The sequence below is a fragment of the Pseudoalteromonas sp. OANN1 genome (assembly GCF_024124685.1).
Lineage (GTDB): Bacteria > Pseudomonadota > Gammaproteobacteria > Enterobacterales > Alteromonadaceae > Pseudoalteromonas > Pseudoalteromonas piscicida.
In genome coordinates, this window is record NZ_JAMXSE010000035.1 from 1 (window position 1) to 19,011 (window position 19,011).

Annotated in this window: 23 protein-coding genes; 3 read left to right on the forward strand and 20 right to left on the reverse strand. The window is 46.1% G+C overall.

The window, feature by feature from the left end; translation table 11 throughout:
* The first annotated feature begins 372 nt into the window (after nucleotides 1-372).
* The 3 genes from NH462_RS21510 to NH462_RS21520 are packed head-to-tail and all read left to right on the forward strand — an operon-like array spanning nucleotide 373 to nucleotide 1,554.
* Nucleotides 373-963 (forward strand): hypothetical protein, encoded by a 591-nt coding sequence (locus NH462_RS21510; protein ID WP_253107711.1) that lies wholly within the window; start codon nucleotides 373-375, stop codon nucleotides 961-963.
* Nucleotides 964-1,278, forward strand: a complete 315-nt coding sequence (locus NH462_RS21515) for a hypothetical protein (protein WP_010378419.1) — start codon at nucleotides 964-966, stop codon at nucleotides 1,276-1,278.
* 33 nt (nucleotides 1,279-1,311) lie between these two features.
* On the forward strand, nucleotides 1,312-1,554 hold the full coding sequence (locus NH462_RS21520; protein ID WP_010378417.1) for a hypothetical protein: 243 nt from the start codon (nucleotides 1,312-1,314) through the stop codon (nucleotides 1,552-1,554).
* Nucleotides 1,555-1,581: 27 nt separating this feature from the next.
* Here the strand turns inward: NH462_RS21520 and NH462_RS21525 are convergent, their stop codons facing one another.
* The 20 genes from NH462_RS21525 to NH462_RS21615 form a co-directional block, all read right to left on the reverse strand.
* Nucleotides 1,582-2,721 (reverse strand): PAS domain S-box protein, encoded by a 1,140-nt coding sequence (locus tag NH462_RS21525; RefSeq protein WP_253107712.1) that lies wholly within the window; start codon nucleotides 2,719-2,721, stop codon nucleotides 1,582-1,584.
* A gap of 105 nt (nucleotides 2,722-2,826) precedes the next feature.
* Nucleotides 2,827-3,906, reverse strand: a complete 1,080-nt coding sequence (locus NH462_RS21530; RefSeq protein ID WP_253107713.1) for a tryptophan 7-halogenase — start codon at nucleotides 3,904-3,906, stop codon at nucleotides 2,827-2,829.
* Nucleotides 3,907-3,917: 11 nt separating this feature from the next.
* The gene (locus NH462_RS21535) at nucleotides 3,918-5,846 is read right to left on the reverse strand and encodes a LodA/GoxA family CTQ-dependent oxidase (RefSeq protein WP_253107714.1); all 1,929 of its coding nucleotides are present in this window, start codon (nucleotides 5,844-5,846) and stop codon (nucleotides 3,918-3,920) included.
* Between the two features lie 273 nt (nucleotides 5,847-6,119).
* The gene (locus NH462_RS21540; protein ID WP_253107715.1) at nucleotides 6,120-7,130 is read right to left on the reverse strand and encodes a contractile injection system protein, VgrG/Pvc8 family; all 1,011 of its coding nucleotides are present in this window, start codon (nucleotides 7,128-7,130) and stop codon (nucleotides 6,120-6,122) included.
* A 1-nt stretch (nucleotide 7,131) separates the two neighbouring features.
* Nucleotides 7,132-7,347, reverse strand: a complete 216-nt coding sequence (locus tag NH462_RS21545; protein WP_010378405.1) for a tail protein X — start codon at nucleotides 7,345-7,347, stop codon at nucleotides 7,132-7,134.
* Between the two features lie 25 nt (nucleotides 7,348-7,372).
* The gene (locus NH462_RS21550; RefSeq protein WP_010378403.1) at nucleotides 7,373-7,804 is read right to left on the reverse strand and encodes a phage tail protein; all 432 of its coding nucleotides are present in this window, start codon (nucleotides 7,802-7,804) and stop codon (nucleotides 7,373-7,375) included.
* Between the two features lie 14 nt (nucleotides 7,805-7,818).
* On the reverse strand, nucleotides 7,819-10,977 hold the full coding sequence (locus NH462_RS21555) for a phage tail protein (protein ID WP_253107716.1): 3,159 nt from the start codon (nucleotides 10,975-10,977) through the stop codon (nucleotides 7,819-7,821).
* A gap of 124 nt (nucleotides 10,978-11,101) precedes the next feature.
* Nucleotides 11,102-11,227, reverse strand: a complete 126-nt coding sequence (locus NH462_RS22960) for a hypothetical protein (RefSeq protein ID WP_017218950.1) — start codon at nucleotides 11,225-11,227, stop codon at nucleotides 11,102-11,104.
* A gap of 5 nt (nucleotides 11,228-11,232) precedes the next feature.
* Nucleotides 11,233-11,490: a phage tail assembly protein gene (locus NH462_RS21560; RefSeq protein ID WP_010378399.1), complete on the reverse strand. Its 258-nt coding sequence runs from the start codon at nucleotides 11,488-11,490 to the stop codon at nucleotides 11,233-11,235.
* 3 nt (nucleotides 11,491-11,493) lie between these two features.
* Nucleotides 11,494-12,003, reverse strand: a complete 510-nt coding sequence (locus NH462_RS21565; RefSeq protein WP_010378397.1) for a phage major tail tube protein — start codon at nucleotides 12,001-12,003, stop codon at nucleotides 11,494-11,496.
* Nucleotides 12,003-13,166, reverse strand: a complete 1,164-nt coding sequence (locus NH462_RS21570; protein ID WP_017218948.1) for a phage tail sheath subtilisin-like domain-containing protein — start codon at nucleotides 13,164-13,166, stop codon at nucleotides 12,003-12,005. Before NH462_RS21570 ends, NH462_RS21565 begins: the two co-directional genes overlap by 1 nt.
* A 135-nt stretch (nucleotides 13,167-13,301) precedes the next feature.
* Complete coding sequence (locus NH462_RS21575) at nucleotides 13,302-13,637, reverse strand: GPW/gp25 family protein (RefSeq protein WP_017218947.1); 336 nt, start codon at nucleotides 13,635-13,637, stop codon at nucleotides 13,302-13,304.
* 9 nt (nucleotides 13,638-13,646) lie between these two features.
* Nucleotides 13,647-13,844: a hypothetical protein gene (locus NH462_RS21580; protein WP_010378390.1), complete on the reverse strand. Its 198-nt coding sequence runs from the start codon at nucleotides 13,842-13,844 to the stop codon at nucleotides 13,647-13,649.
* Nucleotide 13,845: 1 nt separating this feature from the next.
* Nucleotides 13,846-14,535, reverse strand: coding sequence for a phage baseplate assembly protein V (locus NH462_RS21585; RefSeq protein WP_253107717.1), 690 nt, complete (start codon nucleotides 14,533-14,535; stop codon nucleotides 13,846-13,848).
* The gene (locus NH462_RS21590; RefSeq protein ID WP_253107718.1) at nucleotides 14,532-15,110 is read right to left on the reverse strand and encodes a hypothetical protein; all 579 of its coding nucleotides are present in this window, start codon (nucleotides 15,108-15,110) and stop codon (nucleotides 14,532-14,534) included. The genes NH462_RS21585 and NH462_RS21590 overlap by 4 nt, the downstream gene beginning before the upstream one ends.
* 69 nt (nucleotides 15,111-15,179) lie before the next feature.
* The gene (locus NH462_RS21595; protein WP_010378384.1) at nucleotides 15,180-15,380 is read right to left on the reverse strand and encodes a hypothetical protein; all 201 of its coding nucleotides are present in this window, start codon (nucleotides 15,378-15,380) and stop codon (nucleotides 15,180-15,182) included.
* Nucleotides 15,380-16,213, reverse strand: coding sequence for a hypothetical protein (locus tag NH462_RS21600; RefSeq protein ID WP_010378382.1), 834 nt, complete (start codon nucleotides 16,211-16,213; stop codon nucleotides 15,380-15,382). Before NH462_RS21600 ends, NH462_RS21595 begins: the two co-directional genes overlap by 1 nt.
* A gap of 9 nt (nucleotides 16,214-16,222) precedes the next feature.
* The gene (locus NH462_RS21605) at nucleotides 16,223-16,975 is read right to left on the reverse strand and encodes a phage tail protein (RefSeq protein ID WP_119231672.1); all 753 of its coding nucleotides are present in this window, start codon (nucleotides 16,973-16,975) and stop codon (nucleotides 16,223-16,225) included.
* Nucleotides 16,975-18,084, reverse strand: coding sequence for a phage tail protein I (locus NH462_RS21610; protein ID WP_253107719.1), 1,110 nt, complete (start codon nucleotides 18,082-18,084; stop codon nucleotides 16,975-16,977). Before NH462_RS21610 ends, NH462_RS21605 begins: the two co-directional genes overlap by 1 nt.
* Entirely contained in the window at nucleotides 18,077-18,985 is a 909-nt protein-coding gene (locus tag NH462_RS21615; RefSeq protein WP_253107720.1) for a baseplate J/gp47 family protein, read from the reverse strand. Before NH462_RS21615 ends, NH462_RS21610 begins: the two co-directional genes overlap by 8 nt.
* Between the last annotated feature and the right edge of the window lie 26 nt (nucleotides 18,986-19,011).

Consider the following 19,011-nt stretch of genomic DNA (forward strand, 5'->3'; position numbering starts at 1 on the left):
TCTAAGTGCAGGGTGTGTGTACCTAGAGTATATCGATAATCCTTCGATATACTTTTGATCTTTAGAGCTCACAACTCTTTCTAACGAATAGTGTGAATTGAGATTCATAATTAGTAGTTATCCTTACATCTTTTTCTATGCCAAATAAAACCAGACCACGGACAAAACTGCAACAAAAAATTACATAAATTCAACAAAAGTGCTGTGCTAACTCATCCCAAAACCACAATTTTTATTTTCGAAACCGCAAAAAGCCTCCTTCCATGCAAGCAGACAAAATAAAAAGTTCAATAATTTCAGTTAATTAAATTTTGGCATGCGACTTGTTATCTACTGAGTAATAACAACCTTCATTCCACCAGAGATATCAACATGGATATACAAGTCGAATATAAAAAGCGCAACAAGGTTAACTGGTTGTGGGCTGTTGGCGGAACCATTTTCGCCGTAGTTATTATATGGCTGCTAATACAGTCCTCAGCGCAGGCATCTTTGCCCATAGCGAAAACATGGATTGCAGAAGTCCAGCAAGGGGATTTAGAGGTCAGTGTATCTGGATATGGACAGCTTAAATCGAAAACGCCGCGTTTGATAAGTGCCGCAAGCGATGCCACGGTTGAAGAAATTGTGTTGCGCCCGGGTGCACAAGTTAATCCCGACAGCATCATCATGAGGTTACAAGATGCAAATTTGGCCCAATCTTTAAAAGATGCCAAACGCAGTTTGGCGCAATCGCAAGACCAATATCTACAACTCGATATCAATCAACAACGAGAACTGCTGTCTCATCAGGCGGATTTGGAAATTCTGAGATCTGAGTTAGAAAGTGCCGAACTGGAGGTTACCGCTCAAGGAGAATTGGTTGAAGATGGAGTTGTTTCTAAACTCGACTACCAACGCGCGGTACTTACCCATCGCCAGCTGAAACGTCGCATTAATATTGAGCAACAGCGAATATCATAATTGCAGACCTTACACAAAGCCAACCTGCAGCTTGCGCAGTCGAATATTGATGCCTGTAATGAAGTATTTTTATTGGTTCAAGATAGGGTGAATAAGCTCACCGTACGGGCTGGGATCAAAGGGGTATTGCAGCAACTGCCCAGCCCCATCGCAATTTTCGATAACAATACCGCCTTGGTGCATGCCAATGAAGCCTTCTCAAATTGGATTGGCAAACCATGGCAAAGCCAGCGTTTGTTAAAAGCGCATAAGTTTAGCCTTGAGTATCATAGTAGACATTGGCGCTTTAACCACCCTACTCTAGGTGATGAGTGACAGCTTCGCTATAGTGAGCTTACCATTGCAGGCATGCAGGCACACTTGGTGATCCTGACCGATGTGCAAGCGGTTGTCAGCCAAGCTCAGCGCGACGCTTGGCAAAAAATGATCAGAGTACTCAGCCACGAGATTCATAATTCTCTCTCGCCGATTAAGTCACTTGCTCAAACCTTGATAGAAATTCCCACCACGCAAGAAAATCAAGTCGATTTTGAACAAGCACAAGGCGCAATTGCTCATATTCAGCTTCCACTGACGGCAGAGAATAGGTGAGTGTTCATCGCCACTTCTAGGCAACATTTATTCAGACATTTTAAGCATCGCAATCAACTGACGGCCAGCAGCAATGGTATTGGTTTCACCACTATAGATGTTGTCGCATTCTTTCGATTCAAACACTTCTTTAATCCAAACAAACAAATCTTTGTTAAACATCACCAGCATCTCAACGGGAATATCTTTATCGTGCAAATGCGCCGTTAAACATTCTGCAACCTCATCAATTAATAACGCGCCATCATTAAACTCAACACAAAAATACAAGCTATTAGCCAATTCTTTGTACAACTTTACAATTAGTTCAATACGTTGCTGTGAATATCCGTTGGCTTGAATAAGGCCAACTTCGGCATCTACCTCTTCTACGGCTTCAAGTAAACATGCAACATCATCGCCTTCTATCGGACACTCAAGCCAAAATTCGCTGGCAGATTCCGCCTCTTTTTGCAATTTACTTGAAAATGCTCCGAGGTCGTCTGGGCCCATATCGAAAAAAGCATCATCGAATAGATCATTGGCGGCTTCTGAGCGTAAATTACCGTTGAGTAATTTTTCATTTTTCTTGAGCTCTTCGAGGGTTTCATCAAACAATTCAATTGCCTCTGGCGCAATCTTTCCTCGATCTCTTTGGCGTCGCGCTTCAGGCCCAACAAATGCCTGATTATGTGAGATTTTAAAGTAAAACTTCTTAAAGACTTCTGTCGACTCTTGGATTTGTTCTGCGAGTCGACGCAGATTAGTTAAGTCTTTTTGCATCGAAATATAATGTGTCACCTCCCCTTGTTCATTACGAATAGCGGAAATATTCCACTCTACCGGATACATACTGCCATCTTTACGATAGTTGATAGAGGATCCGTAGAAAAAGCCGTTGCGCTCAAGGGCATCGCTTAGCTTAGCAATAACGCTTTTATTACTTTTAGGCCCTTGTAAAATCGCCGGAGAATTGCCAACAAGCTCTGCGAGCTCATAACCCGTATGCGTACAAAACTTTTTATTGGCGTAGACGATGCGGTAGCCATTTTCCCTATCTGCATCGGTGACAACCACCGCATGATGAGAATGCATAAGTACTTGTTTTAATAATTCTATTGCTGAGGTTTGCTTTAGTAACTGGCTGAAAAACAAGGTTTCTTCAATGTTATCTTGCTGGATATGCATATAGCTTCCTTAAACCAAACACGGCTTATTTATATACCTTTAAACAGTAGCTCAATTATCGTTACCTGCTACTTTTTCAGCATCAAAACAAAACAATAATACCTGTTAACCGATTAACTTTGACCCCTCGTAAAAGTGCTGTCGATGCTCAAGGTAACGCATCCACACTCTATCCATTTGCGACTGATATAGTTTTGCGCCATGTTTGTAATCCATGCCGTGCAAAAGCAGCATATCCGCAAGTTGCATGCTGCTGGTCATGGCGTGCAACATTCCTTGCGAAGAGAGTGGATCAAAGCTCATGCTCGCATCACCTACTGCGTACCAGCCTTTTGCTGCGCAACTATCCAAACGGGCCGAATTTGCACTTACCATTGGATGCAGGTGTGCTGTTTCTATATTCACCAAGTCCACTAAGGTGTTAAACCCCCTCACCAGCTTTACTTTGGCTAAAAAATCTCGAGCGCTGGTGATGTTGCACTTTTTGATCGCATCAGCGCAAGCCTGCCAAGAAAACACCCGCGGCTGCATATTGGAGTCGAGTGAAGAGCATGCCGCGCTCGGTGCACTATACCACCAGCCATTTTCTTCATCGCTTATCACCGCAAACTGTTTCGTCGTGGCAACCTCTGCGGTAAGCCACAGTGCCATTTGCTTATCAAACTGTTGTAGTTTTGCACCGAGTCGCCTCGCCAGATGACAGGCGCGACCGGTGGCATCAATAAGCAGTGTTGTCGTGATAGACATGTCAGTGTCGCAGCCTTCAACCCTAACTTGCCACCCTGATTGTGTTTGCACCACATCAGTGAGCTTTGTAGAAGATAACAAAGGGATACCACGAAGCACTAATTGATCACGAAGCTGCTGTTCAAAATGCTGCCGATGAATGTGCCACCCCAAACCATCGGGGTTTTTAACGTTATCCACTATGGTAGGCGATTCACTGCCCCAAAACGAAATCATACCGTGACAAGTGAGATGTTCCGGGCTTTGTAATAAGTGCAACAGGTTAAGCTTTTTGAGAATTCTAGAGGCCGCTGGCGGTAAACACTCGCCCACTTTGTCTTTAGCTGTAGCGAGCTTATCGACTACTATCACCTGATAGTGGGGATGCAAAGCAAGTGCAGCAATGCATCCAGCAATGCCTGCACCTACAATGACAATATCCGATTTCCTTTCAGCCATATTAGCCCTTATTATTTGCGATTCCGGCGGTGTGCTTTGTCGGTTTGTGACAAATCAGGACGACAATCTCGCATGCTTTCGTTATTATCCGCAGCCAGCAGTTTTTCCGCTTTGACTGGTGTTAACCCTACTTGCATGGTGGTTGGAAAACCAGTTACGCCTTTTTCTGTTTTCGGTAATACCACCGCCAATTGACCAAACCCAGTGATCATACTGTTGATCTGCTCAATATAGTTGGTTGAAGGGCCTATCGGCAAATCGTTTAGCCACAGCTCCCGGTCATTAAATGCTGCTTGTCGCTCTGCAAATGGCTTAGTTTCATCGACTACCCGGTGATAATTTTGCTCGCTAAGCATATTATTTGGCACTCGTGCAGGCCAAAAGGTCGGTAAATAAGGGTCGTACGCTTCATTGTAGCCATCGCGACAACTCGCGGTGTCTGTTTGCCAAGGAATGGCCATCCAACGTGTAATGCCACCAGCAACCTGCCCCGTTTTTAATGGGCCGCTCGAATGCAGCGCGATTTCTGATGTCATTTCCACGCCATAATTGGTGCCGTGGGTCGGTGCAGTATCTTCTGAATGTTTAAGACGGAAAGCCTCGCTATACATGCCCGCTGTACGCATTGGCCAAGTCATTTCACATCCAGGGTGGAAAGCATCCGCTAAACAGAACTCCATCGCCGCTTTAGTTAACATCTCAGGCTGCTCAGCAACCGGAATTTCATCAATGCTGGTTGGGGGGCAATAACAAGGGTCGTAATCAGAGTCAAATTCGCCATTCGACCACTGCTGTAACATATTCAACTGAATGTCTGTCAGGGTGACAAACTGCCTTGGCGAGTCATCGGCATCTACACTCATCGCATCGCCGTACAACCAAGGCCACAACTGCGGAGCGGTAGCGGCAAATTTAGGGTTCCAACTATGTTTTTCATCCGCCGTGGTGACTTTTTCTATCTGTCTAAAGTTATTAAAGAGATTACGTCTTGCTTCTTGCCATGTGCGTGAATTGTCATTTAAACGGCTGATCCAAGTCTCTGAAGTAAAATCAAAGGGGCTATTCCAGCCAAACCCAGCGGCAAATCCCGCATTAACCCATTGTAAATCGGTTAACCTTTGGAAAATTGGCAGAATGTCTTTACTAAAGGAAGGCTTACCCTTAGGTACTGGTAGCATCTTGGCGTCAACTGCAACCTGACGCATTAAATCCCACATGGTTCGCGGAGATTTTTGCATTGGTGCATAATCTGGTGGCGCACAAATAACCCATGCTGGTTTCACATCAAGTGCTTTGCCTTGATATTTAACCTCAGCAGTTACAGGGCCGTCCGAAGTATCGTCGTACCAGCCTTCATTATTACCGAACGTGATCGCCTCGTGGCCTTGAGGATTTTCTGACACCCCGTGCCCACCAAGCATAAGTAAGCGGCCCTTATCATCGGTACGCATTTCGCCTAAGTACACTTTTTTACCGGCAAAGCATCCTTCAAAGCGACTACAACCGCACCCTGAAGCAATACCACTGATCTGCTGCGCCCCACCATCAATGAGCAAACTGTTACGTTCGTTTACATTGAGGTTGCGCAGTAAACTCGGCTCGGCTTCAGCCGCCTCTGGAATATCCAACGCTAATTGAAACTCATACCAAGATGCTTTTTGATTAGCCAAGCGTGCATGCCAAATGATAGAAGCACCATCGTCACAAGTGAGCTCTTTAACGATGTTGCCCTCGGCGTCCAATCCATAAATACGAAATCGCGCGGCTTGGCGCTTCAACGCTCCCGTGCTATCGCGATAGTAATTCATCTCTCTTGGAATGGCGGTATCGACCTCAGGACCAATAAAAAATTCATCAGGGCTGTTACCAACCCGCATTACTCCAATGGGTGGGTATATCGCAGCTGAAACAATGGGATTTTGATTGCAGTGATGTGACATGTTGTAATCCTTTTTGCAGTAGTTCAATTCATGAAGCATTACTGCAGTGTAGAAGCTAATTCTGACTTACACCATTACATCGAATTACAGGTAGGAAAGAGGCCAGAGCCTCAAAATAAGGATGGCCCACATGGAGAAAGGGTGATATCTCATCAGTGATGGATGAGATAAAAGTACACCCTGTGCGGGACACAGGGAGAAAGGAAAAATTAAGGAAGGGAGCGCTCAACGCGGTAATCGCTGACGCCTAATATAAAAAATGTGGGATTTAACTTAACCTAATGCTTCGCATACTAAATAGCTTTTAAAGCCGGCGTGATTAATTACATGCTTGACCTCACAGACAAACCAGTCACCGTTGAGATTATCGTCAACCTCTTCGATAGTTATCACGCCACCTGCTAGTAAGTTAGGGTCGCCAACCACACAAAGCTGCACACTGGTATGCGCTCGATTTAAACGCTGTAACATGGCCGTCGCCGCGGTTTGTGCTTCCGCCTCGTTATGGTAAACGTAAGAGAGTGTCGTGTTAGGTGAACCGCCACCGACACTTACCAATGTTTTTTGCGCTAACGCTTTATCGTAAAAATAAGCCTGCACCCCTTTAACTAACTTGTTGTGGTTAGCATTAAGCTGCCATGAAACCAGCTGCTTTTTACTTACCGTCACGCTAGGTAAAGCTTTGCCAGTTAACGACTTTCCGGTGCCTTTAGCCATAAAGATAAGCTTGTCATCCGCAATCTTCATGATTGCATCAAACTGCACGGCAAGCTTGCTTAGCAATTGCATATCGCTTTCACTTTGCTCAATGTGCGGTATCTCTCGGCCCAGAAAGGCATCACCTATTTTTGCCTGTAGTCCATACTCACCGGCAATGTCTTGGATAAGCTTGTCCAGCATCAGCGGCTCATCCTTACCCTGCTCTGGCCATGAGCGTATTTTTAGCGCTTTAAAGTCTTGATCCCACAGCACTTTATTACCATAAAATGTCAACGAGCGATTGGGGCCAGTCAATTCATAAGCGCCCACTTCGAAAATACCTAATTTGGTTGAGGGAGCACTCTGATCTTTGGTGCCTTCTTTATATCCCATCGCAATTTCTAGTTGATCCGTTGGTGCGGGTAAGGCAATGGGCGCGTCAGCTAAATTATCAAATCGTACATAGCAGGTATCACTCGCAAGCCCCGTGCGTGTTGTAACACTGAGCTCAGCTAAGCGGTTCTTCAGTGTTTTTGATACCTCATTGCCATTTGCTTTAATAGAATAATGCGGTTGTAAGTCCATATTAATCCCAAATATTGATCACTTTAGACACAGTAGGTTTTGCGATTTCGGGAAGAAAAATACTGATCTGCTCCGAATAAATTGGCCCAAGCTCTGCCAAGCCATGATTGGCTTCTAGCACCTTTTCTACCATGCCACTACTGCGGCCATAGTGCTTAAAACAGATGAGATCGAGACAATCGCCATCTCGCGTAATATAAGTTACCCCTTTGCTCATAACGACTCCTTAGCACTCAGCGCGCTTAATAGCGGCTGAGCTCCATTGAAAATTGGATTTCTCGTGGGATCCCATCATTAAAAAATAAGGTCCGCGTTTCACTTATCCGTTTGATGACCCACTTACCCATTACGCGCCCTACGCTTGGACTAGATTTCCCACTTTCTTCAACATAGCCAAGCGTCATCGGCTCCCCTTTGGCGGCTTCATCTCTCATCATGTCTAATTGCTTCAAGCCGTTATCCACAATTTGCGGGAAGATCACCCCTTCAATGTTTAAGGTTTGCTCTCCTACGCCAATAAATTGCATCGGCGGAGAGTCCTTATCAGTCTGAGATTTGTGGGCTTCCCAGCGATATTGAGAATCGTACTGGAGCTTATTAAACGCTGCGGTGCTTACTGAAAACTTGTAGTCTCCCAGTTGCATCATATGTTTAGCATGATTAACTTTGCTCATTTAGTCCTCTATCGTTATGCCACTTGATTGTAATATCGAGCACTAAGCTCTTGCTCAGCTTGTTGTTGTTGCTGATCCAAAATTTGCTTCACTTGCTGCGCAACCTCATAAGCCTGTTGGCCATCTTTTGCATTGACTGTGATATTGGCGTTCACCGTTACCGATGCAGCGCTCGGCTGCGGCGCCGATGAATATTCAGATACTTTATTCGCACTCACATTCTGTTGATTTAAACTATTCGGATCTGGTGCTTTAGCCTCATTGGTGGCTGATGTTTTGTCATCGCTAAACCAACCTTTAATGGCATCACCAACCATATTGTTGGTAAGGTAACCCGCCATAGGGGCCGCCATTCTCACATAGGGATTTTTGCTCTTTGACAGTGCACCAGATACAGCATCAGCAGAAAACATGCCGCCTAGCGTGCTACCAATGCCAGCCGCTTTTTCTTTAACAGAAAGCCCATCATTATTGAGCGTTTCCCATACCGTGTGTGCGTTTAACGCTCTGCCTGCCAAATCACCCGCCTTGCTGACGCCGTGAATTTTGCCGGTTGTCATCCCTTGATTAGCAGCAAACGCAGCAGCCGTGCCTGTGGCTAAATTCAGCTCATTAATGACATTATTTTTAACAAAGTCGAGTGCATTGTTTTTTGTTGCTTCACCGTGTTGAGGCGTACTAATCACAGCCGTTTTGTTGTCTGTTTGCGCAACGTTTTCATCGCCTTTTGATAACCAACCGCCGAGGGTGTCGCTAATTAAGCCCAGCGGCCCCATGGTGGCAAAACTCGTTGCGCTATCGAGCAAGCGCTCTGTCACCGAAGGGCTCGAGGTACCTGAAGCTGAGTCCTGAGCATCGTCAGAGAACCAGCCACCAAGTTTGTCACCAAACCAACCTCCGATTGACTCACCGCCCATCGCGCCGAGTGCACCACCGACTAAGCCACCGATTGCAGTGCCAACCACAGGAATAACCGAGCCAATTGCCGCGCCTGCTGCGGCGCCAGCGAGTGCGCCGCCTGCGCCACCCGCAGCAGCTCCAACCTGAGTGGTTTTTTCTTTAGTCGTTAACGTGTCATCAGTTAATGCCGCAAACGCATCGAATGCACCTAACGCCACACTAAGCGGTGCAGCCGCACGCCCAAGTAACTTTTTAGACCCCTTGAATAACTGACCAAGTTTGCCACCTTTAGCTGGAGAGAAACTGCCAAGCTTTTGATAACTTGCATCATTTGCGGCAGCCATCATTTTGACTTTTTTGGCTTTTGCTTTGGACTTTGGTTGCGATGCTTGACTATCTAACTGTGCTTTTACGCTAGGGGCTTTCCCGCCGTCCAACAGTTTCAAAGCGGGTTTATTGGCACTTCGCTTATTGATTTTGCGCGGCTTGTGCTCGCGCTCCGCCGACGTTTCTTGTTTATCCGCTAGATTAGAAGACCTAGCTCGCTTGTTACGCTTTCTGCCTCGCTTCTTGCGTCCTTTTTTACGCGTAGATTTCTTCTCTTCAACATCACTTTCTAACTCAGCAAACGACTCGGATAAATCATCGCTAATACCGTCTAATCCAAACTCACCAAATAAATCTGGTAAGCTGTTGGTAAGAGAAGATAGATCTCCCTTGAGAACGCCTTTTAAATCAACATTGGAGAGTAGATCAGCGTGTTGCTCAAGTACACTTGCCGCATCGTTTAGCCCAAATGCATTCAACAATTCAGGTCCTGCGCTTACAAGGGACTTGATGTCGCCCCCCAAAATCGCGTCGACATCCAGTTTTTCTAATGCCGGTAATGCGCCTTCTAGTACGCCAGCTGCACCGTCTAATTCAAATGCCTTTAGTAACGAAGGACCTGCCGCCATAAGGCTCGATACGTCACCGCTGGCAATTTGCTTGAGATTCAGTTGTTTTAAGCCAGGAATCGCAGCTTGTAGCTTATCCGCAGCATCGCCAAGTTCAAATGCTCTAAGCACTTCAGGTGCGGCATCCACTAAGCTGCTCAGCTCACCATCCATTAAGCCCTTAAAATCGAGTTTTTCAGCGATAGGAAGAACTGAACCAAAAGCCTGTGACGCACCTTGCATATCCAATGCATCTAATAATGCCGGAGCACTTTGTAGCAACGACTGGATATCACCATCTGCAATTGCGCCTAAGTCCAATTGTTGTAGCGCTGGCAAAGCCGCAGATACCGAGTTTGCGGCACCATCAAGTCCCGCCGCCTCAAGTAAGTTTGGCAACGTTGCGGCCAACGACCCCAGCTCACCATTAGCAAGCCCCGCTAAGTCAAGTTGAGCAAGCGCCGGTATTTCTTGCGCAAGAGTTTGGTTCAATGCCTTTAGATCAACGGCTTCTAACAAGCTTGGTAAAGCCTGCTGCAAACTTTGTAAATCGCCTTGAATAAGTCCTGGAATATCCAATTGGTTCACAGCTGGCGCAAACTGCGTAACCACATTTGCCGCATCGTCAAAGCCAAATTGAGTTAATAACGCAGGAGCAGCTTCTGTTAGCGAACCAAGCTCTCCTTTGAGTACCTCTGCAAACTCAATATTGCTCAACAAATTGCCTGTTTCGAGCAGTTGCTTTGGCAAAGCAGCTAAATCTAAACTCGATGCAAAGTCCGGCAAAGCTTGACCCAATGACGCTGCATCTAGGCAAAATTGCTGCTGAGCATCGATTACAGATTGACCTTGCTTCGATGCATTTGTCGCCGCAGTCACGGCTGGTGCAACGGAAATTGCGTTAAAAAGTGAAGGAACCTGTTCGGCTAATGCCGTCAATTCAACTTGTACGGTTTGGCTTGCAGCGCTGAAATCCAGTTCTGCAACCCGTTCAGACAAGCCGCTTATTGCATCTTGTAAAGAATCGGGCAACGCCAACATGACCTGCTCAGCCTGTTGAACCAGCTGGCTACCTGGCACAGCATTTTCACCAGAGGCAGGTGCCTGAAACTCGGGTACTGAGAACGAAGCCTGTGGACTTAACACCGCGCTGGCATTAAGTTGAGTCATGATGGAGATTAATTGCTGGATCTGCGCACTGGTCGCAGAATTGGCGTTGAGTTTTGCAACTAGACTACCTAAATGTGCAACTTGGTTAGCAAGCGAAGTTACCTGTGGCAACTTATTTTTGACTTTGTTCGCCTCTCGTGAACGAACCTGTTTACCTTGTTTTGTCATGGCGTTACCTGAGGAAAATAGAGAAAAGTGAAACGCTTTAGCTTAAGCTGAGGCCTAAGCTAAAGCGTCTAAAAGTATGGAAATGCGCCCCTTAAAGGGTTAAGGGGCGGTTGCGGTCATCGGTTTAGCCCGCTTCTGTCGCTTGTTTGTAATCAAGCGCTGCTTCAAACCACTCGATGAGCTCGTCTTCGGTCAGCGCGTTGAGTTCGGCCAAGCCCCAGCCAGTATATTTGGCCAGAGCGATAACCATGGCTTTTAAGCGCTTTGGCGGGACACGAGAAAAGCTTGTAGCGTTTCTCGCAGCTTCACAAAATCACTCCAATCAAGCTCTTCGATGATATCTGGAGAAACTTCGCATAAGTGCGAGAAATAACGAATTTCGCTTTCAGACTCGCTGATATCCGCTCTATCCACCATTAACCGATCGCGTACTTTTGGTCGTCTCATTGTCAGTTCTGCATACTCATGCCCATCGACCGTAATTGGGAATGCTAAGGTAATGATTTCTTTCATGGATTAAGCTCCGATTGCTGCGCGAAGTGCTGCCATTTGGTCCTTACCATTAACGGTACGAACGTCGTTGTATAGGTCAATTTCGTAAATCACATCTTGACCGATCTGTAGCTTGTACTTCTGAATTGCATATTGCAGCGTAAGCTTAGCTTCTTCGCCATCTTTCCAGCTGCCCATATCCACTTCTTTGAAGAAGCCTTCAAGCGTTACCACCACAGGTACTGGCGCTTCGCCTTGCGCTTGGATTGCACCACGAGCCGTTAATGGCGTTGTTGCACCGCTCCAATCGCCAAGTAGCTTCATCATGTCAGCGTTGTATTCAAGTAACGTGATTGTGCCTTCTAGCTTTTCAAGTTGGCCAACATCAAGCTCAACCGGCGCTTGAAAACCCGACGTCACTTCGCGAGTTTTTACGGTTACTTTTGGTAGCTGGATTTCATCAGCGATACCTAGATAGCCTTTACCGTCTACAAACAGCTTGAATTTTTTAAGAATTTTTGGAGAGATTGCCATTATACGATTTCCTCTAGGTAGTTGTTAGTTAGAATACTCTTGAAGGTGATGTGCTCAGCCGGTGTTGGCGGCGTGAAGTCAAAGCTAAAATACACTTTACCCGCTTGAATATTGGCCGGTGTGTTTAACTCTTCGTCAGCCCAAATTTGACCGCCAAGAATTGCACCTTGTGCTTTTAAGCTATCAAGGTACGACTGCACACTTTGCGTAACATCTTCGATGTAAGTTTTGGTGATATTGCGGTCAACCGCCCACATGTGCGCACGCAGTAGTGAGTCGTTGATCATATCTGCGGTACGTACCACTGACAGGAATGCCCATTTAGGGTCGTCAGAACAAGTACGGTTACCCCAAAGCTTAAAGCCGTTTTGACGAATAATGGTCGACACTTCTTTTTCGTTCAGCATATTCGCACGTGCGTTAGCATCGCCCAGCTGGAAGTCGATTGGGCGCGCAGTTGCCACAATACCGTTCATATTGGTATTACTTGGGCTCCACCAAAAGCCTCGGTCGTTGTCCGACTTTGCAATCATGCCCGCAACACGTGCACTTGCAGGTTCAACTTCTGTTTTACCATCGCGGAATACTTTGACATGAGGGTCAACAACGAACACACGACGCGAACCAAAGTCGGCACGATATGCTTTCGCATCTTCATCGTTTGTGTTTGGACCATCTGCGATGATAACCGCACGAAGACGCTCAGCCACATTCACAAGTTCTGTGATGACTGGGTTACGATTACCTTCAGGGCGTTGATGCGCATAACCTGGCGCCACAAGAATACGTGGTGTTACCCCAAGTACTGACTCAGCACCAAGAAAAGCTTGCACACCTTCATAAGAACCGTCTGCTGCCACACCGCCAACCATGTTTGACATAATTGCCGCTTCATCAGCGCCATCGACACGAACCACAACGACTACCGCACCAGCTTGGTCAAAAATACCGTCCATTGCCGCTGGTAGTGTTCCTTCTGTACCCAACGGTGCAGCTTCAGCACGTTTACCAGCAACCAATACAGGTGTGTTAAGTGGAAACTTTTCTGGATCTGCACTAGGTGCAGTACCAATCACACCAATTACTGAGCTTTTTACTGTTTTGATTGGACGCGTGCCGGATTGCGCCTCAATGACTTCTACACCGTGTAGAAATTTTGACATAGTTATCTCCTTTAAAGACATGTCAGTTAGAGAATAAAAAAGGCCATACAAGCTGCCTTGTATGGCCCTAATAACTTCATAAAAATTAGCGTTTGTTGACCTTATACCTAACGGATAAGGTGGATAAAAAATGACTTAGATCTGGATACCCTCGATGGTGACAGGCTCCCCGTTGATTAAATACAATCCTTTTATTTCGATAGACAACTTGCCCTCACCTGCTGGATGTACCGCAACACCATCAAGTTGAAAGCGTGGTTCCCATTTCTCCAGTGCATTGGCGATGGTCATAGTAATATCCCCCACCAAAGAGTGAGAAAAAGGCCTATCTACAAGCTCATATAAGCCGCAGCCATAATCGCGTCGCATCACACGACTCCCAAGCGGTGTGGTCACAATATCGCGAATACTCTGTTTTAGATGCTCAACACCACCGAGCGGCTTGCCCGTTTTGGCATTCATTCCTATCATGACGACTCCTTAAGTCACTTTGTAAATTCCCGCGCTGGAGCCTCCTGATACAGGAACCTCCGCAGCCTGAGTCATATGTTCAACTACGGCTTTAGCAATCGCAGCAGCCAGTTTGCCAGCTCCTGCATGCGCACCTGCCAACACAAAACCCTCGGCTTCAAGCTCCGCTTTGATCATGTTTTCTAATGCATTTGCATCTAATGCCATGTCACTTCCCCGCTGTAACTGTAGATGAGCCGTCACCATGTGGACTGCCAGTAAAATGACATACATGTGCCGTAGTCACACAAGGTGAGCCACCATTTAAGGCAATACTTGCCCCTTCAACACTGACGTCCCCCCCCGCTTGAACAGAAGCACTCCCATCACACTTCAAAGTTGCATCTTTTGCACTCAATACGGTCGCATTAGCTTGTGTTTCTACTCGGATGTCTTTGGCTGTTGTAATATTCAGCGTCCCTGCTGAAAGCACATCCACAGTGGCATCCGCTCCTTGAATATCAATCAGATAACGATGACTCTTTCGGTCATACGTGATTGAGCTGCCATCTTGATATTGAACCTTATGAACATCAGGGCGATTTTCAGGCGATACTCCCAATTGTTTTGGCGCAAATTTTTGACTATACAAGCTGCCAAGTACTACTCCCTGGGAAGTATCTCCACAGGGAGATAACACCATCACTTGCTCACCTACTTCAGGTGCTTGCCAAGTCATATCATGAGCAGCTTGCGCCGTTAGCCAAGGTAACTTTGCCGTGATCCAATCACCCATTTTGACCTTGACGGTCGCCGTTTCGTAATCCACTTCATGCACCGTTCCTAGGCTAATTAACTTAGTAAGACGCTGCTGTAAGTCGGACATGGCTAAGTCTGAAAAATGTTGATTGGCTATCACGCTATCGGTCCTTCTTCTGGGGTTTTGTAAATTAAGCGATGCTCGCCACCATGCGGGCCAAGATACACTTCTGTTACCTCAACACCGGCCTCCTCGGGGTACTCAACTTGGTAATAAAACTGCCAAGTCAACGTCGCCTTAGCGAGCATTGAGTTGACTTGGTTGCTATAACTAAAACTGCTTTTTTCGCAAATAAAGTGTTGCCAAGGGACGGGCGTTTCGTCCTTTATAATCGAAGCCTCAGCGGCACTGACCAAGTTATCCAACCGCGCTATCAACGTCGAGGCATCAGCCTCTTCAAGCGCCAGCTCAAGCTGCAAAGTCATCACTCGTCTATCGAGTGCATTTGGGCTCAGGTTTTTATTGTACGCAGGCCCATAAGTCACGCCTTTATCGGCGCCTTTCGCTTGCAGTTCACTGGCTTGTCGCTCAGCGATTGGGATAAGGGTAAGCTGTGCACGCTCTGTTAAATCCGGTTGTGGCTGGCTTGCTTTTAGTAAATCAACTTGAGCAAGCTCAGACAGACCGGCACTCAGGCACGCCAACACCTTAGCTATCAAGGTTTGTCGATGCATAGTTGTGCTCTCAAATTATAAATTGGCTAGATTAAAAAGCCGAAGATGGACGGAACGCCCGAAAGAAGGTTAATTAAATGGAGTGATTATTGCTTCTCGGGCGAGCTTGCGTAATTCTTTCACATCAGCAGGAATGGTTTCTCCCGTTTCCAGCTCTCTTATCACATACCAATCCGTTTTTTTAAGGTACGCTCTTAATTCACAATCAATGTCGAATTGGCTGCGCTCTCCGCCTAGCTCATCTTTTCTCATTACGATTTGTTCTAACATTATAGTTGCCTCTCAAATACTGGTTTTTCAAAATATCCCCATCGATTTTCTGGAACCTTACCTGCAACTACTGAAGGTAAAGCAATTAGGCAGCTAGCTCCCTTTTCTAGATAAATGTGAGGACCAAAGGTGTAATTCACACCACCACTACTAGGCATATTTGATTGTCGAGTTACTTCATGCCATTTGTCATCTGTTGGAACTAAGAATTCATCGGACGGATAAGTAAATCGAACCTTTCCTGACTCAGCTTTTATCCAACCACCAAAGGTCAATGCGTTGTTGTAAGGTAAACCACCTTGATAAATGGAGTATGCATTTTCAAATGCTGGATAATCATCTACTTCTAACGCTTTAATACGTACGATTGCAAAATCAGGCTGATTATATTTTGGAGTACCACCTTGAATTTGGTCATACATAGCTCTGATTTCAGGGTGTTTATCTTCTTTGATCTTCCCATGCTCTGAATAGGCTACGATTTCACATTCGTAATGATTACTATTCCTACAGTGGTAACCATCTGGGATCCCCTTAGTTCCAGGGGTTAAAGAGCCATTAATTTTCAGCTCTTGATTCTTAGTAATACGGAAGAACGGCAGTTCAGCTCTAAATTGACTATCAATAAAACTATTTACCTGCGCTTTCATTCCATTCGTGGCTGCAGTGAGTTCAACAGTAGAAGAGTCAATATGCTGATCTACTTCCTCAGCTTTATTCTCTAGCGTACTTTGAATAATCCCAACCTGATCTTCAACAGTTTGGCACAGTGCATTGGCACGTGTGGCAACTTGGCTCAGGCGCTCCGTCATGGTTAAATTGTCATTTGACATAGTGTTTCCTTATTGATGCTCAAGATTGGTTAATCTAATTTCTTGATTGGTTTGGCGGTTCATGGTGTCTAGCTGTACCGTCGTCACATTGGCAAGTTCTGCGTTAAATAAGCCATGGAATGCTGCTACGCGATTATCTAGCCGAGCGGCATGCGTTGTATCTAATCGTGTCACTTCACTGGTGAGCAATTGTTTCAGCTCACTTAGCGCTGTTTCCTGTTGTTGCAAACGAAATTCCTGTTTGATTTGCCGATGCATGGTATCTAGCTGCGTTAGCGTCATTTCGGCCAACTCTTTGTCAACAATCAGATTGAGATTGTCGACTCCTAGCTTTACCTCGATACTCTCACTAGGCAGTTGTGCCAAACTTAACGTTAACCACTGTAGTACTTTGACGTCAGGTGTGCGGTAACCAAGTGTGGTGTTGGCTTTTGAGTAAACCCCCAGCAAAATCAGTTCCGGCTCACCGCTTGCGTCTACTGCGCCGCTATCTAAATAAACACCAATTTCTCTGATGGCATATTCAAGTGGTGCGTCGAATTTGCCTGCAATTTTAAGGCTCGTACTTTCACCGTCTTGATAGTCGCTGTCGGCAATAGCTACACGCTCTTTAAGGCTGCGTAGCTCAGTTTGATTTTGTGATGGCGTATAAGCGGCATCGCCAAACGCCATATGGCTGATTTGTCCCTTAAAGCCTCGCGCTTGAGCGCTGAGTAGGGCATCAAGTCCCGCATGGGTAAACTGCAGCGTTAGTGCAGACATTAAGTCGCTCCTTGTAAATGATAATGTTGATATTGAAGTCGGTGCATACCACTGGCGAGTACCACTCCTTGCATTAACTCATCAGGATGAATGCCCACTCCTTGGCTGATATGCATTTGTGCATTCAGCTGTTTTGCAACCGCAAACACACCTAAACTCGCCTGCGTTTCACTAGGTAAAACGCCTGCGCCTTCGGTATTTAACATTTGATAGCCATAGTGATTTATATGGCCACATGCCCCTAATGCGACTTTGCCTTGCTCAGGTTTTACCCCTAACCCCAACACTTGGGTATTGCTCAGACCCAAAGGCGCTTTGCCAATACCTGCTGCACCAATTTGCTCTTTAAGTGCAATACCCAATTGTAAATCAACATGGATAGCACCGCGTTTCACTGCGTTTACCACACGGCGAATACGCTTGAGCATCTGGGAGGTCAACAATCCTTGTTGTCGGTCGTCCAAATTCTGATTAATAAGCGCCCAGATCTGTACAGTGCCAGGCAAACCATCTTCCTGCTGCCACCATTCCTTGATCTCGGTTTCAATATTGAGACTATCGAGCGCTTTTTGCAGCGCAAATGGGGTCCCCTTGCACTGATGAACCGTGAACGCATCAGTAATGACTTGGCGTTTAATCGCCACAGGCCAATGTTCATCCCACTCATCCACTGAGTAGTTCCACGCCAAAAAAGGCAATAAAGGCTCGGGGCAAAGCTCTGGTTGCCAAAGACTCGTTAAGAGCAGCCGTGTATCGTTTAGTACACAAGCATCACGCAATTGGGTTCTTGCTTCATCATCCTTGAGGGAGAGCCCACTTAGTCCGACACTTACCGCTAGCCGCTCAAGTGCATCTCTTGGGAAAAACACTTGAGAGTAAATAATTGGCAGCAATTTATTGCTTGATAAGCGTTTAATTGCGCTGCGTAAATCAAGGCAGCCGGCCTCCGTCAACGAGAGATAACGCGCAATTTCCACTAGCTCATCATCGCAGCGCTGTTCAAGTTTTAAGGCCGCTAATAAACCCGCTCGGATAGTTCGAGGTTTGGCTTGCAGCTCTGCTAACCACTGCTCTAAGGTTGACGCATTGTGAGGTAAAAGCTTAGTCATCCAGCCCCCTCACCTTTACTCGCAAATCCATTTGCTGACAATACGCCACCTCAATATCTAGAGGTATAATGTCTTCACTTGGCAACTCCAACCTAATGTTTTCAACGCCGGATAAAAACAGAGCATTGCTAATGCCCGCTCGCGTGCTCTGCCGACCAAGCTGACGTCTTTCAGTTAAGTAAGCGTCGAGCGCGGCTGAGGCACTGTCCACAATCACCTCAGGCGACGGGCCAGGTAAAATCTCAAGTTCCGCAGCAATGTTAAACATCAATATCTGTGGCTGCTTGATTGTGACTCTATCGCCAAGCGGTCTCACTTTAGAGACTTCAGGCTGTGTTGACGATTCAGGGGTAAAGGCGATGTGTAATTTATTCAGCAGCTCCGCGCTTAGTGTACCTTTCCCTATTCGACTCAAGGCGGTTAGTTCTATTTCACATGGCCTCGGACTATGAACTTGCACATCGCAAATCTCATTACTCACCGACAATGCATGAAAGCGATAAGAGGCCGCGCTCCCTGCGGTATTCAGTCCATCAAACGCCAGTTGCGTTCTCGCTCTTAAACGCTCATCATCCTCATTCCCAAGCCTGGCAACATTAAACCTCGCTGCGATTGCGTCTAAATCACTCCCTGAAGCACTCGCGAGCAAGTTCGCTTCTATTGCGTCATTTAGCATGCTTTGCTGAGTCAGTCCTTGATATGCCATGACTTCTAACAGTTTAGTCAGAGGTTCACTTTCCAAATTTACTACTTCTTGGAGTGCGTTATCCTTTTGCAGCAATGCTTGCTTTAATGCTTCTAGACGCTGCTCAAAGTTTAAGGATTTTAATACTTTAGGAATGGGCAACTGCGATAAGTCCAATCGCTCAAATGCCATCATCACCTCCTCGCTTTGCGCCATAAAAAAACCCACAGCAAATACTTGCT

Coding starts and splice junctions, on each gene's coding strand:
- NH462_RS21520 (WP_010378417.1), top strand. CDS start 1,312: ATGCAGGCACACTTGGTGATCCTGACCGATGTGCAAGCGGTTGTCAGC.
- NH462_RS21530 (WP_253107713.1), bottom strand. CDS start 3,906: ATGGCTGAAAGGAAATCGGATATTGTCATTGTAGGTGCAGGCATTGCT.
- NH462_RS21555 (WP_253107716.1), bottom strand. CDS start 10,977: ATGACAAAACAAGGTAAACAGGTTCGTTCACGAGAGGCGAACAAAGTC.
- NH462_RS21535 (WP_253107714.1), bottom strand. CDS start 5,846: ATGTCACATCACTGCAATCAAAATCCCATTGTTTCAGCTGCGATATAC.
- NH462_RS21525 (WP_253107712.1), bottom strand. CDS start 2,721: ATGCATATCCAGCAAGATAACATTGAAGAAACCTTGTTTTTCAGCCAG.
- NH462_RS21510 (WP_253107711.1), top strand. CDS start 373: ATGGATATACAAGTCGAATATAAAAAGCGCAACAAGGTTAACTGGTTG.
- NH462_RS21610 (WP_253107719.1), bottom strand. CDS start 18,084: ATGACTAAGCTTTTACCTCACAATGCGTCAACCTTAGAGCAGTGGTTA.
- NH462_RS21550 (WP_010378403.1), bottom strand. CDS start 7,804: ATGAGCAAAGTTAATCATGCTAAACATATGATGCAACTGGGAGACTAC.
- NH462_RS21590 (WP_253107718.1), bottom strand. CDS start 15,110: ATGCATCGACAAACCTTGATAGCTAAGGTGTTGGCGTGCCTGAGTGCC.
- NH462_RS21595 (WP_010378384.1), bottom strand. CDS start 15,380: ATGTTAGAACAAATCGTAATGAGAAAAGATGAGCTAGGCGGAGAGCGC.
- NH462_RS21570 (WP_017218948.1), bottom strand. CDS start 13,166: ATGTCAAAATTTCTACACGGTGTAGAAGTCATTGAGGCGCAATCCGGC.
- NH462_RS21575 (WP_017218947.1), bottom strand. CDS start 13,637: ATGATAGGAATGAATGCCAAAACGGGCAAGCCGCTCGGTGGTGTTGAG.
- NH462_RS22960 (WP_017218950.1), bottom strand. CDS start 11,227: ATGGTTATCGCTCTGGCCAAATATACTGGCTGGGGCTTGGCCGAACTC.
- NH462_RS21565 (WP_010378397.1), bottom strand. CDS start 12,003: ATGGCAATCTCTCCAAAAATTCTTAAAAAATTCAAGCTGTTTGTAGAC.
- NH462_RS21600 (WP_010378382.1), bottom strand. CDS start 16,213: ATGTCAAATGACAATTTAACCATGACGGAGCGCCTGAGCCAAGTTGCC.
- NH462_RS21615 (WP_253107720.1), bottom strand. CDS start 18,985: ATGGCGCAAAGCGAGGAGGTGATGATGGCATTTGAGCGATTGGACTTA.
- NH462_RS21540 (WP_253107715.1), bottom strand. CDS start 7,130: ATGGACTTACAACCGCATTATTCTATTAAAGCAAATGGCAATGAGGTA.
- NH462_RS21560 (WP_010378399.1), bottom strand. CDS start 11,490: ATGAAAGAAATCATTACCTTAGCATTCCCAATTACGGTCGATGGGCAT.
- NH462_RS21545 (WP_010378405.1), bottom strand. CDS start 7,347: ATGAGCAAAGGGGTAACTTATATTACGCGAGATGGCGATTGTCTCGAT.
- NH462_RS21580 (WP_010378390.1), bottom strand. CDS start 13,844: ATGGCATTAGATGCAAATGCATTAGAAAACATGATCAAAGCGGAGCTT.
- NH462_RS21605 (WP_119231672.1), bottom strand. CDS start 16,975: ATGTCTGCACTAACGCTGCAGTTTACCCATGCGGGACTTGATGCCCTA.